Annotated in this window: 10 protein-coding genes; 3 read left to right on the forward strand and 7 right to left on the reverse strand. The window is 46.2% G+C overall.

What is annotated here, in order from left to right; genetic code table 11:
* Nucleotides 1-17: 17 nt before the first annotated feature.
* On the reverse strand, nucleotides 18-614 hold the full coding sequence (locus tag NG792_RS17395) for a hypothetical protein (protein WP_261236210.1): 597 nt from the start codon (nucleotides 612-614) through the stop codon (nucleotides 18-20).
* 484 nt (nucleotides 615-1,098) lie between these two features.
* Nucleotides 1,099-1,749 carry a GNAT family N-acetyltransferase gene (locus NG792_RS17400; RefSeq protein ID WP_261197170.1) on the reverse strand — a complete coding sequence of 217 codons (651 nt, stop codon included), beginning with the start codon at nucleotides 1,747-1,749 and terminating at the stop codon, nucleotides 1,099-1,101.
* Between the two features lie 172 nt (nucleotides 1,750-1,921).
* On the opposite strand from NG792_RS17400, the gene NG792_RS17405 reads away from it, so the two are divergent.
* On the forward strand, nucleotides 1,922-4,417 hold the full coding sequence (locus tag NG792_RS17405) for a GAF domain-containing sensor histidine kinase (RefSeq protein ID WP_261236211.1): 2,496 nt from the start codon (nucleotides 1,922-1,924) through the stop codon (nucleotides 4,415-4,417).
* Nucleotides 4,418-4,713: 296 nt separating this feature from the next.
* Here the strand turns inward: NG792_RS17405 and NG792_RS17410 are convergent, their stop codons facing one another.
* Nucleotides 4,714-4,884 carry a hypothetical protein gene (locus NG792_RS17410; protein ID WP_261197172.1) on the reverse strand — a complete coding sequence of 57 codons (171 nt, stop codon included), beginning with the start codon at nucleotides 4,882-4,884 and terminating at the stop codon, nucleotides 4,714-4,716.
* A gap of 130 nt (nucleotides 4,885-5,014) precedes the next feature.
* On the opposite strand from NG792_RS17410, the gene NG792_RS17415 reads away from it, so the two are divergent.
* Together NG792_RS17415 and NG792_RS17420 are read left to right on the forward strand one after the other, a co-directional pair.
* Nucleotides 5,015-8,587, forward strand: a complete 3,573-nt coding sequence (locus NG792_RS17415) for a response regulator (protein WP_261236212.1) — start codon at nucleotides 5,015-5,017, stop codon at nucleotides 8,585-8,587.
* 218 nt (nucleotides 8,588-8,805) lie between these two features.
* On the forward strand, nucleotides 8,806-8,937 hold the full coding sequence (locus NG792_RS17420) for a hypothetical protein (RefSeq protein ID WP_261197174.1): 132 nt from the start codon (nucleotides 8,806-8,808) through the stop codon (nucleotides 8,935-8,937).
* Nucleotides 8,938-9,145: 208 nt separating this feature from the next.
* Here NG792_RS17420 and NG792_RS17425 read toward each other — a convergent pair whose 3' ends face one another.
* The 4 genes from NG792_RS17425 to xth form a co-directional block, all read right to left on the reverse strand.
* Complete coding sequence (locus NG792_RS17425; RefSeq protein ID WP_261236213.1) at nucleotides 9,146-10,027, reverse strand: SDR family oxidoreductase; 882 nt, start codon at nucleotides 10,025-10,027, stop codon at nucleotides 9,146-9,148.
* Between the two features lie 415 nt (nucleotides 10,028-10,442).
* Entirely contained in the window at nucleotides 10,443-11,168 is a 726-nt protein-coding gene (locus NG792_RS17430; RefSeq protein WP_261236214.1) for a hypothetical protein, read from the reverse strand.
* An 817-nt stretch (nucleotides 11,169-11,985) separates the two neighbouring features.
* Nucleotides 11,986-12,366, reverse strand: a complete 381-nt coding sequence (locus NG792_RS17435; RefSeq protein ID WP_261236215.1) for a hypothetical protein — start codon at nucleotides 12,364-12,366, stop codon at nucleotides 11,986-11,988.
* A 79-nt stretch (nucleotides 12,367-12,445) separates the two neighbouring features.
* A complete protein-coding gene (gene xth / locus NG792_RS17440; RefSeq protein WP_261236216.1) occupies nucleotides 12,446-13,228 on the reverse strand; it encodes an exodeoxyribonuclease III in 783 nt (260 codons plus the stop codon).
* Between the last annotated feature and the right edge of the window lie 18 nt (nucleotides 13,229-13,246).

The following is a 13,246-nucleotide window of genomic DNA, read 5'->3' on the forward strand; positions in this document are numbered from 1 at the left end:
CCTACTGTAACGATGCCTTAGAGTGCAGCGACCTTAACCGGGGACTTTTGTTCTAAGCGGCGGATGGTCCCCACGGTTTGAGGGAGGACCCCAACTAATCGGGCGATCGCCTCATCCGGGAGTCGGATCACGGTTTCGCGATCAAAATAATGCTGAAACTGAGTCAGCAGCATTTGGGTCCGGTGCAATGGCATCGGCTGGATCGTAAGCTGTTCCATTACTCTAATCCAATGGCGGCGAATGGCAAATGCCTTTTGCCGTTCTTCGTAGCTTTCCGGATAGAGCAACACCAGATCCCCCACGGGAATAGTCTGCTGACACTCAATATCAAAAATGCCCCCGACTGCGGCCCCCGGACCCACGAACTCCGCATGAAAGCGCTTGTAAACAATCAATCCACAGCGCCGACGACTGTCTACGACAAACAGTTGGCCGCTATTGAGTTGAGTCAAGATTTGAGCACTATGAGCGTATTTAATCAAGGCACGAGAAGGATTGCCCGTCTCGCCTTTGAATGGAGGGCGATCGGGACAGTCCGAGGGAATGGGACCCGAGGAGTGAGTTCCTGGGGCCTCTGTATTTTGGTTCCGGTCCTCATGTTGGTGTTGAGTCATTTGAGGGTTCCCTTCTCATGCCGAAAATCACTACATCTAAACCGGGCAACTCATGACTACAAGATGGGGTTAGAAAAGTCCCCAAATTTAAGGAATAAATTTTTGCTCTTGTTTATCATTCCCTGATTAGACAGGTAAACGCGCTTTTTAATAAAAAAACCGGCCTCAAGTCTTTCAAAAATCTCCAGGGGTTTAAAAGCAGCGGTTTCCTTCTTCCAAACAGGCCGGGGAGCGCCGTTTAAGGGAGATAAACCCGGTCAGTTTGGATGGCCAGGTCAATTGAAAATTAGGAAATTAAAGACCGATCGCTCCTTGGCAAAAAGAAGGAGTTCAGTTGCTAGGACTTTGGTACAGGATTCAATCTGTAGGAGATTAAACCCGGTTTTCTGCCCCGATTTGTTGGTAATCGGGATAGATTTGGGGAAAAACCCGCTGTGTCTTCCCTCCCCTGAACGGGCATATTAGAGGAGGCGATCGCCCGGACTTACCGGCGAGTCAGTGCCTTGTGTAAGAGGATGCGTTTGGGTTGCCCGAAACACCACGGACTCCACCCCGACTCAATGGAGTGAATTCGATAGCCTTCTTTGTAATAAAGTCGTCTTGCCGGTCGGTTATTTTCGAGAACGTGCAGGTAAAGGTCCTGGAATCCCCAATCCAGGGCGATCCCTTCGCAAGCTTGCAGCAATTGACTAGCTCCCCCCTGGCGGCGATAAGGGGCACCAATGGCTAAATTGGACAAGTAAGGAAACTGGGTCATTCCCAAGGTCCAAGGGTTGATACAGCGCAAGGCCATTTCGACGGTCCCAACAATCTCGCAATTGCCGGATGGGGAGTCGAGGGCGGATTCATAACCACAGGGCGGTTCCCCTTGGGGAGCGACAGCTACTAAGCAGATACAATGGCACGAGTTTGAGCGCAGTCGCGCTCGCAAATCTTCATGAATGCCAAGGCGCAAGATCGGGTACAGCCAACCGCCTAGTCCTTCGCGAGAATGAAAGCTATCGACCAAAATTTCCGCGAGGCTGCTGAGATCTTTGGCTTGGGCGGCCCGGATGAAAAAGCGAGATGCACCTCCCGAGGATGGCTCAGAGGCAGGGGGATGGGGGTGGGTTGGGGACGTGAAAGAGGAGTTCACGAGGAGTTCACATTAAAGGGGTTTGAAACGGATTGGTTTTGACCGGAAGGGAACCCTCTCCTCTTATAACATAACGTGATGAGGGGGTTCCCAGCTAACATTAGTATGAAGTGGACAAAAAGCATAAGAACATAAATAATCATTATGAATGATAACATGAGGTAAAATTCTGATGAATGCAGATATTTTTCCGGTTGACCCCCATGAAGTCGCTTCTACGAACCGAACATCGCCACAAGTGGCGATCGCCGAACTCCTGGGGCGACAAACCCACTTACATTTAGGGAGTAACGAGGCTGAAAATGCCGCCTGGACTGCCGGTTGGCTGGATTGTTTAGAGTTTTTGGGCCAAATAGACCGAGGGACAGTTGCTAAAGTTAAGCAACTTTGTTTTGAACAAAGACCATCCTCCCCAGAGGAGCTTTCTACTTTGCTCTGTGGGAATAAAAATACAGCGGATGAGGGGAACCATGAAGCCGAAAATTTTCCATTTTTTAAGGCAACTCCTGGAACACTGAAATCCCGACAAGCACCCCGGAATCTCTCGGAAAAAAATCCCGATCGCGCTGAACAACTGCCCGGGGAGGGAGAACAAGTTCTATCCACACAGCGTTTAAATGCGATCGCTAAGGCAATTCACGGGTCCCTGAATGAAACTGAGGTTTATCGGGCGATCGTCCAGCAAATGTGTGATGTCTTTGAGGCAGACTCGGCGGGGTTAATCTTGCATGATTTCCAGGGACAAACCTTGATGGAGATTGCAGTTTATCATCGCCAGGGGGAACCCCTAGAGTTATCCTTTCGCCCTCAAGAGATCGCACTCCCCTTGTCCGTAGAAGCATTAAAAGCTTGGAATACCTTCCGATCGCAGCAAAGTCCGTGGTTGGTTAGGGATATAGAAACGGCGGTGAGGCCCGAGGTAGAGCGCTTGCTACTGCTTTGTGCCGGGTTACAGTCTACATTGATGGTGCCCATCCTCTACCAAAATGAAGCGATCGCCACGGTTTATTTGAGTTATGCCGGGGTTTCTCATGTGTGGCAACCATCAGAAATAAAATTTGCTGAAATGGTGGCACAACAGGGAGCAGTCGCCCTAGGGAATACAAGGCATTATATCCAAGCCAAAAAACACGCCCAACGGGAACAAGTTCTTAACCGAATTGCCGGACGAATTCGTACCTCTTTAAATCTCGATCGCACGATTGAGACGGCCTTATCTGAGTTATTAACCCTCACCCAAGCCGATTTGATATTATTTTCGATACCGACTTCTTTAATAGAAAGCATCCATCACCTGTGCCGATCGCTGCGAGTTACTCATCGAGTCTGTCGCCCCAGTCAAGCTCTCTTTCTCAGTGAACATCCCCTGCGTGTAGGGATGGAAATCAAGCTATTTCAGTTTGAGTCAGGGTTGACTCAGAGTTTGCTGGGACAAGAGGTTACTGCCATCGCCAATACGCAAGATTCGGAGTTTGGGGAACGCGATCGCGCCTTGTTTCAACAACTCCAAATCGGCAGTTTATTAAGCGTTCCAATTTGGCATCGAGAAAGTTTGTTAGGTCATATTTCGGCTATCAAACCCCAGTCTTACGATTGGCATGAAGATGAAATTTCCGTGATGGAATCGGTTTCCTTGCACCTGGGAATCGCGATTACTCAGGCGCAGTTATATCAACGCACCCAGGAGCAAGCTCGCCAAGCGCGATCGCAAGCTAAACAACTGGAGAAAGCACTGGATGAAAAAACTGAGTTAATTGCTTCCCTTCATGACACTCAGTTCCAACTGGTTCAAAGCGAAAAAATGTCAAGCTTAGGTCAATTGGTGGCCGGGGTTGCCCATGAAATTAATAATCCGATTAATTTCATTTATGGCAATCTTCCTCACATTGCCAATTACACAGACGAAATTGTACAACTCCTAGGCCGGTATCGTGAACACTTTCACCCCGTTCCCCAATCTATTGCTGAATTTGAAGCCCAAATTGATATAGATTTTATTCAGACGGATTTACCAAAAATCCTCCACTCCATGAGGGAAGGCTCTGAACGGGTGCGTCAAATTGTTCTGACTTTACGCAATTTTTCTCGCTTAGATGAAGCCGAATTAAAATGGGTTAATCTTCATGAAGGGATTGATAGTAGCCTGATTTTATTAGCCCATCGTCTCCATGATATTGAGGTGATTAAATGCTATGGTTCTATTCCCCGATTATGTTGCTATCCGGGACAACTCAATCAGGTGTTTATGAATTTGTTTTCAAATGCGATCGATGCCATTGACGGGTTTGATGGGGGTGGCAATGCAGTTAGTTTCCCGGGGAATCCTTTAGGCGATCGCCAAATTACTATCACCACGGCAGTGATTACTCAAGCTCATCTCTCCTCGGATACCCTCCTTCCCTCTCAAACCCCTAATCTCCCTCCGGGAGAGTGGGTGCAAATTCGGATTGGGGATACAGGTTGCGGCATTCTCCCCCAATATCAAACCAAAATTTTCGACCCGTTTTTTACCACAAAACCTGTGGGGAGTGGCAAAGGATTAGGCTTATCGATCGCCTATAAAATTATCGTAGACCGACATCATGGCCGCTTGACTTTTCAAAATCTACCCGGGGGGGGATGTGAATTCATCATTGAATTACCTGTTATTTCTAAAGACCCAATCTAGCCTAGATCCGCTCAACCTTCCGTTACCCTTTAACAGCATTCCTCGAATTACCTGTTATTTCTAAAGACCCAATCTAGCCTAGATCCGCTCAATCTTCCCTTACCGTTGAACAGGATGCCTCAGCCAATTGTGGAGGGGAGAACCTGAACTGGGGTCTTTTCGGCCCACCAATATCCGTCCAAGGGGGACCGCTTAAGACGGGAAATTTCCGTCCCAGGAAACGCTCAGTGAAACCGGAACGAAGGACCGCGATTCAGAATCGGTGAAATTTCTCATGCAGGATCCGACGGTTGCCATTAGAATATCGTCATTATTCCCAATAATTTCGACCCCTGCGTGGGGCGATCGCCCTCATCAATTTTTCCATCAGGATGCAACTCAAGGGGCAAATCTACCAGGGTGCATGAGGCGAGTGATGTATTCCCCCTAACCCCTAACCCATCGGGATCATGTGGAGTAGTGTACATTCAGAATGACCCCTACTCACGAACCTCCAGACGGGTTGCGTCAGCCTCTCCGGTTCAGTGACCCTAAAAACCAGTCAAGAGAAAAATAAGAAATTGGATATAACTCCCCCTGATTGTAGGAGAGCGGTGCATGAGTATCGAAACATATAGTAAGCCGAAACTTCTGGTAGTTGATGACGAACCAGATAACCTCGACTTGCTTTATCGCACCTTTTATCGGGACTATGAAGTGCTGACGGCAGAAAATGCCCCACAAGCGTTAGAGCTTCTGGCAAAGGAGGGGGATGTAGCGGTGATTATCTCGGATCAGCGGATGCCGCAAATGAGTGGGACTGAGTTACTCAGTCTGACGGCAACTCAGTATCCCGATGCGATCCGGATTATCTTGACCGCTTACACCGATGTAGAGGACCTGGTGGATGCGATCAATGAAGGAAAGGTTTTTAAATACGTCACCAAACCCTGGGATGCTGATGAACTCAAGGCATTAGTTGCACAAGCCTTAGATACCCACAATGTCCTGAAAGCCCGGACAAGGGAACTCTGCCGCACTCTGCGCCAGGAATCGTTGCTCAATGCCATTACCAACACCATTCGCTCTCGGACCACTGAGGCGCAGATTTTGCAGACGATTGTCGATACCCTCGGCCAAATGTTTGAGGTCAGCTACTGCATTCTACGTCCCTATCAGGATGGCCGCTTTATTGATGAATGGTTTATGTATCAAAAGCGGGAACTGGGCACGATGAAGTCCAATGGTCAAGGGCCAAAACTGCCACTTGCCCCCTCGGGACCCATTTCAGAACCCCAGGGGTTAGCACAGACGGTTTGGGAAACATCAGATATTGAGGTGATCAATGATGTGGAAACCGATGAACGGTTACAGGGAAAGACGCCTCAACTCCAGCAACGGCGACAGATGTTAAAAGCGGCAGATATTCGCTCCTGCTTGGTGGTCCCCCTGATGTTTCGGATGGAACTGATGGCTGTCTTGGCATTGCACCAAGCTGGATCCGGGCGGGAGTGGCAGGATGATGAGGTGCAACTGGTGTTTATGGTGGCGGATCAGGCGGTGTTGTCGCTATCCCAAGCCCGCGCTTATGAACAGGTCCAGGCCCTAGCCAAGCGCGAGGCCCTGGTGAATACGATTACTACGGCGATTCGGTCGAGTCTGAATCCGAAAGATATTTTTGCGGCGATCGCCCAACAATTAGGCCAAGCTTTACAGGCTGATGGTTGTGCGCTGTCGTTATGGACGGTCGAAGATGAGTATGTGCAGTGCGTGGGATTATACGATGCGGCCCTCCAGGCGGTGGAGGCTTCCGAAGGAGAACAACTGGAGGATGAAGGGAGGGAACGGGTGGGGACATCCTCTGTTTGTGCCGATCCTGCCTTGGAAGTTAAAGGAGAACCTCCCCAAAATTCTGGGGAATTGCCGCGATCGGTGGTTCCGATCGCCGGGAATCCGGTGTTACAAGAACTGCTGACCACTCGTGCTCCGGTGGTGGTGGATGACTTGGAAAAGCAGCCAGAATGGAATGTCATGGATTTACCCCTGCGATCGCCTGCCAGGGCTTTATTACTCGTTCCTTTAATCTCTGATGGCGAAATTATCGGCAGCATTACCCTGCGCCAAATCCGCTCACCCCGCCGCTGGCACCCCTCGGAAATCGATCTCGCTCAAGCGGTGGCCGCACAAGGGGCGATCGCTGTCCATCAGTCTCGGCTTTACCAAAAAACTCGTCAGCAAGCGGAACGCCTCCTAGAACTCAACCGCCTGAAAACGGAATTTTTCCAAAATATTTCCCACGAGTTCCGTACCCCCTTAACCTTAATGATGGGTCCGCTAGAATCTGCCGTGGAGCATCACCACGATTTACCCTTGGAACAAGCGGCGATCGCCCTGCGAAATACCCGCCGCCTCCTGCGATTGGTCAATCAACTCCTGGACTTGCAACGCCTCGATGCCGGTCGGATGCAGCCTACGTTTCGTCCCTGCGATTTACTCGCCTTTGTCTCCCAAACCGTGGAAATTTTTCGTCCCTATTGCGAGAAAAAAGGCATAGAAATTGCTACCGATTTACAGGCTTGTCCTTCCCTCTATTTGGATTTGGAAAAGTTTGATAAAGTCCTCTACAATCTCCTTTCCAATGCCATGAAATTTACCGCCTCTGGAGGTAAAATTATGGTCTCCTTGGAACAGGCAGGCGATTATTCTTTACTCCAAGTTAAGGATACAGGAATTGGCATTCGCACGGATCAAATTCCTCACTTATTCGAGCGCTTTCGTCAAGCCGAAGGGTCGGCGAATCGCTCTTATGAAGGTAGTGGATTAGGGTTAGCCTTAGCGAAAGAATTGGTCGAACTTCATGGGGGAACCATTGCCGTTGAATCAAACTATGGGGAAGGTTCCGCCTTTATGGTGTGGTTACCCCTGGGCAATTCTCACTTACCCCCAGAGCAAATTATTGAAGTGCCCACCGGGGTAGAACCGGCGCGGGCCTCCGTAGAGTTGGCCGATGTGCAGATGGAAGATGATGGGGTCGGGTTTATCGGTCCCGGAGGTTTGGTGCAACCGGCACAACCCTCAACGATTCACACCCTCCACCCGACGATTGTTGTGGTGGATGACAATCCGGACTTGCGAAATTATGTCTCGGGGATTCTCACAAAGGAAGGATATCGCGTCATTTTGGCCCGCAATGGGGCGGAAGGATTTGATGTGGTGCTCAACCATCGTCCCCAGTTAATTGTTACGGATTTGATGATGCCGTTAGTCTCGGGTTTGGATATGATCCAGATGATTCGAGAGCATGAGTCGTTACGGGGAACGCCGATTATTTTGCTCACGGCGAAGGTGAATGAGGATACGCGCATTGAAGGGGCGGAAAAGGGGGCTGATGCTTATCTGGCGAAACCGTTTAACGATCGCGAGTTGTTAGCAGAAGTGAGAAATTTACTCGCCCTCAAGGAAAATGAGCGCCGGGTGGCCCAGTTGAATACTTATTTAACTGAGTCAGTCCTGCGGCGGTTTTTACCCCCTTCTATGGTCCAAAAAGCGGCCTCTGGGGAGTTGTCTTTGGATTTACGTCCGGAACCCCGGTTGATTACGATTTTGTTTAGCGATATCGTCGGGTTTACTCAGTTGGCGAATACGTTGCGATCGCGCCGGGTGGCGGAGGTGCTGAATCAATATTTAACGGAAATGACTCAGGCGGTGTTTGATAATGGCGGGACGGTGGATAAGTTTGTGGGGGATGCGATCGTGGCGATGTTTGGTGCACCGGAGGATTTGACACCGAATGAGCAAGTGAGACGGGCGATCGCCACGGCTAGACAAATGTTACAAGCGCTTGATCGCTTAAATGAGAACTGGGAACAGCAAGGTTTACCTCGGGTTCAGTTCCGCTGTGGGATTCATCAAGGGACTGCTGTGGTGGGGATGTTTGGCGGTAATTTGCGATCGGATTATACAGCGATCGGTCCTAGTGTGAATATTGCCTCCCGCTTACAGGAAGCGGCTGACCCGGGTACAATCCTAGTGTCGGCAGCGGTGGCGGATTATCTCCATGATGATGAAATTGTCAAGTTCGGTTCCCTGCAATTAAAGGGCATTGATGAAACAGTTCTCACCTTTATGGTTCATCGCCATTCTCGGGGGACCAATGGGGAAGTCTCTCAGGCAGAAGGGTCAAATTTATGACGAATTACTGATTAACAAGAGGTGATTTAATTATTAGTCATTGGGAATCTTTCGTTCTCATCTTGGACTGTGTTTGAAATCACGGAAACCGATGAGGGCGATCGCCTCCCGGTCAGCGCACTATCACCATTTTTTTAGCTTAAAATCACCCCAATTTATCCGGAACCGAGGGATAGTGAGAGTATAAGAGAAGAAGAAGCAAATCGGAGGACAAAATCATGTTACCTCGCTATCGCACCCACACCGCCCAATTCGTCAAAATGGTTTACTCGAAAGTCCAAGTCAACGGAAAATTAGAGTTAGTACCAATGGAATTATATTCCGATGGTTCCGTCAAACGTAGCGCTTAAGGGTTTCATTTCGCCTCATCAAAAAGTTAAAGCCAGCCAATTAGGGAAAGGCTTAAATGCAGCAAAAATTAATCCATCTGACAACCGAATATTACCGAGTAAAAAAGGGGGTGTCTATCCAGACACCCCCTTTTGATTTATAGCGCTTCCTGCACTTATCAGTACCTCGTAACAGGGGTAACCGCTATAATTTGGAAAAACCCCTCAATCACCCACTGACATACCGGCGAATAAAACTGTCTAAAGACTCCATTTTTATCCCAAAAACTGACTCTAAAGTTGCGATTTCTTCCGCCGTGCAGAAAAACTCATTAGAAACCAACACTCGCAAAGTTCCCAGAGATTTCTGTAAACAGGGATTCACCAATCCCAAAGCATTGCGGACCCCATCCAAAACCATTATCGGTGGATTGATAATCATCGGGTCCCGGTTAAAAATGCGGCCAAAAATCTGGGGAATTTCTTCGCGGGATAGAATTTCGGGACCTCCAACCGGGAAAATTTTATTTGCTGCTTCAGGGACTAATACGGAATCTGCTGCTATTTGTGCTAAGTCATCGGTACTCACCGGGGAGGTGCGATTTCTCAAGTCTCCCAGACTTAAATAAACCCCCGTTTCTTTGAATCGTTGTGCAAAGGGAATTAAAGCCGAGTCAAAGGCAGAAGGACGTAAAATCGTGTAAGTCAAGCCACTTTTTTCTAAATATTTTTCGACTTCGCGCTTGGCTTTAAAAACCGGGGAATCCATATAACCGCGATCGCAACCCAGGACAGAAATCAAGACAAAATGCTCGACTCCCGCTGCTTTGCCATAATCAATCAGGTCAATATTCGCCCGATAGTCGATCGCCTGTGCACCTCCGCTTTCCTTCCCTCCATGAGTGCTAATGATATACTTCACCCCATCACAGGCTTTTTGTATATCTCGCTCCCGTTTCAAATCGCCAATAAATATATCAGCGCCTCGATTTTCTAACTCGCTGTAGTCCGAACTCAATCGCACAAAAGCCCGTACAGGGGCTTGCCTAGCAGTCAAAACCCGCACCACGCGCCGTCCTAAACTTCCCGTTGCTCCAGTTACTAAGAACATTTGTTTTATGGGTAAATGAATCAGTCTCCCTGCAATTTTAGCTCGTTCTCCAGAAAAGGGAGGGGAAGTGGATCCCGGTAGTCCCCACATTGGTGGATGGAAAATTTTTTGCGGCTGTCCTTTCCTCTGCCAGAGAAGAGGTAAAGATAGCTATTCTTGACACAATCCGCTACTGCAATCAAACTGGGTTTTTACAGGTTTATCTCGAAGTTAAAGGAATGCAACGGCATCAGCGCGCCTAAATCAGTTTGGGATAAAAAAAACGAGCAAGATGTGATGGATCCAGCACCCTACGCGAACGCACTAAAAGACTCTCACGGGATCCCTTGTCAGAATGATTTAGGTTTCCTATACAGAGGTTGACAATAAAGTTCCATGTTAAAAAATGTGATAGAGTAAATGAGTCCACTTTTGATTATTTATATTTCTTCGGTTTTAAGCAAAAATTGCAAGGACCGAGGTTGTATTTATTAAATTCAGTTTTATCATCAGTATTAAGTATAGTTCGTTTTTTGTCCTCTCTCATTACTAAATATTCAAAAGCCAAACTTTTATAATATCCACAAGTGGGACTCCAATGGTATCTATTTGTAGTTTTACTTATATTACCTAAGTAACGTCCTGTTAATTCTCGTTGCACAGTAGGAAGAATTGAATCGTCATCATTTAGAGGATCAAATTCGTATAACTGCTCATTTTCTTCTCCTTGTGGTTCCAAAAGATTGTTTAATTCTTTTTGAAAGAGTTCAACTTCATTTTGTAATATTTTGTTTTCCTTTTCAAATCGGTTTAGTTCTTGCAATAGCTGAGAGCGTTCCTTCCTCAAAGTTTCAACGTCTCCGCTTATTTTATCTATTTCCTGTCCTTTATACTGAGATTGAGCAAGTAATATCTCTACTTGTTTTCTTAGAGTAGAGATTTGTCCATCTTGGTCGTACCGCTCCCTATTCGCTATTGCCAAATTTTGATTAATTTGATTTAAAATATTTTGTTTAGTAGAATTATCTTGGGTTAATTTCCTTATTTTGTTCTTTAGATCCTCATTCTTAGACTGTAAGTTAGAAGCCTTATTGTAAGAGTGAGATATTTCCTGAGATCTAACTTTTAACTCTTGTTTTTGTCGATTATTTTCTTCAAGCAATATATTGTATTTCTGGAATACACTATCGAGCTGAGAACGTAATTCATTAACAAGAGAGATTGTACGTTCAGGATTAGCCTCTAATTCTTCAAGAGCATCAGTATATTTTGAGGATACAGTTTTTAATAATTTTTTTATTTTGTAAATAATCGTGAGTCTTGAAGGACTTATGCTACTTGCTCTTTCTGCGATTTCCGTATCTATTCGGCTGAATAATTCGGCAAAAGCTCTTTCAGAAGGACTCTGATTGTTAACAAATTTTACTAGATGATTGATAATAATTTCGATTTCTCTCTCATCTTTTTGTAGCTGACTAGGAACTAAAGAGCGGTAAGCACTTTGAATTCGGGACAGTATTTTATATTTCTTTTGTATTCGAGGTTCTAATTGTTCTACAACTTGCTCTCTTTGAGAATTTAAGGCTTCTAGGGTCTGAGCAAGTCTTTGGTGACTCTCAGAGCTACCTTGACCTAATAATTCTATAATTTGGATATAAAGCCAATATTCTGATTCTTGCTGAGTTAAATAGTGAAGAGATTCTTTATCAACAGATTCAACCGGAGCTTCCTGATGCTGGAGTTCTTTTTGTAGACTATTAACTTTTGCTCCTAAATTTCCGATAAAACAAGATGATAGAAGGGTTTTAGCGGATTTAAAAGGAAAAGAGTAACTAGCGAAACAGCCAAAAAGTAGCCAAAAAATAAATACTGCAATTAGAAATACTAAGACCTTTAAGTAACTTAGAATTTTACTAAAAGAGTTGATTGGCTCTAAATCTTCGTCTAAAAGAGAAGTATAAAAGTTGTTGGTATAATTGTTAGAATTTTGAACGAAAGTGAAAGTTTTGGCTTTGATCTATCCCTGTCACCTGACCTTGATTACCGGCTGCATTAATATTCAAGTTACCGAAATTGTTTTGAGTATATCCAGGTTGTTGATTTTTTATTGAATTAAATTTAGTAATCAGGTCTTCGAGAGCTGTTCTGAATTGCGCGTCTGCAAGAGATTCACTTATAATAGCTTGTTGTATAATTTTTGGTTGCTCTTGGACTTCCTGAATGTTCATGCGATCCTTAAATCGGGACTGTAAAAACTGAACAATCTGGGAACCCACCTCTTGTAAAGCTCCGCCAGTAGTTTGATTTAGCACTGAAATTACAGCACTAACCGTTAGGGTCGCTAGTTGAGATAATTCCATTTTATAGATCAGCCTCAGTAGAACTACTCTTGTAATGTAGCCGAGTAAGGTTGTCATTGTCAACCCTACTCGCCTGAAATCACTCTAATTCTAAAATAACTGGGGTGTGGTCACTGGGTTTGGGTAACTTCCTCGGTTCGGCGTCAATGGTACAGGCGATCGCCCGTTCTGTGAGCTTCGGTGTGACATAATGATGGTCGATGCGCCAGCCGCGATTTCGGGCGAATGCACCGGCGCGATAATCCCACCAGCTAAACTGTCCCGGTTCTTGATTAAATAGGCGGAAAGCATCGGTTAATCCGACTTCTAAAATGTTGGTTAAAGCAGCCCGTTCTGCGGGGGAGGCCATGATATCATTGGGGGTGGTTTTTCGATGAATATCTATGGCTTCTAAGGCAATATTAAAATCACCACAAATACATAATTTATCGGTTTTGTCAAGGATGATTTTTAGATAGTCTTGCAGAGTTTTTAGCCAGGTTAGTTTATAGCTATATTTATCACTGCCGACGGCTGAACCGTTAGGCACATAGAGATTGAGGATGCGAATATCTTCAAAGGTTCCAGTAATGACGCGCTTTTGTTCGTCTAATTCGGCGACTTCGGGACCTAGGATGGGGGTGAAGCCGATGCTGACGTCGGTGAGGGGAATTTTACTTAATAAAGCAACCCCGTTGTAGGATTTTTGGCCGGAGATATAAAGGTGATAGCCTAATGCTTCTAAAGCCGATCGCGGAAAATCCGCATCCACTACCTTTGTTTCCTGCAAGCACAATACCTCAACGGGGTTGGTTTGTAACCAGTCAGTTACTTGTTCTAATCGAGTTCTAATTGAGTTAACGTTCCAAGTGGCAATCTTCATGGGTTAGGACTTAAGGAT

The sequence above is a fragment of the Laspinema olomoucense D3b genome, from assembly GCF_025370785.1.
Classification (GTDB): domain Bacteria; phylum Cyanobacteriota; class Cyanobacteriia; order Cyanobacteriales; family Laspinemataceae; genus Laspinema; species Laspinema olomoucense.

What these genes read in the sequence shown, in the direction of transcription:
- NG792_RS17395 (WP_261236210.1), bottom strand. Translation starts at nt 614, where the DNA reads ATGACTCAACACCAACATGAGGACCGGAACCAAAATACAGAGGCCCCA.
- NG792_RS17405 (WP_261236211.1), top strand. Translation starts at nt 1,922, where the DNA reads ATGAATGCAGATATTTTTCCGGTTGACCCCCATGAAGTCGCTTCTACG.
- NG792_RS17410 (WP_261197172.1), bottom strand. Translation starts at nt 4,884, where the DNA reads ATGTACACTACTCCACATGATCCCGATGGGTTAGGGGTTAGGGGGAAT.
- NG792_RS17415 (WP_261236212.1), top strand. Translation starts at nt 5,015, where the DNA reads ATGAGTATCGAAACATATAGTAAGCCGAAACTTCTGGTAGTTGATGAC.
- NG792_RS17420 (WP_261197174.1), top strand. Translation starts at nt 8,806, where the DNA reads ATGTTACCTCGCTATCGCACCCACACCGCCCAATTCGTCAAAATGGTT.
- NG792_RS17425 (WP_261236213.1), bottom strand. Translation starts at nt 10,027, where the DNA reads ATGTTCTTAGTAACTGGAGCAACGGGAAGTTTAGGACGGCGCGTGGTG.
- NG792_RS17435 (WP_261236215.1), bottom strand. Translation starts at nt 12,366, where the DNA reads ATGGAATTATCTCAACTAGCGACCCTAACGGTTAGTGCTGTAATTTCA.
- xth (WP_261236216.1), bottom strand. Translation starts at nt 13,228, where the DNA reads ATGAAGATTGCCACTTGGAACGTTAACTCAATTAGAACTCGATTAGAA.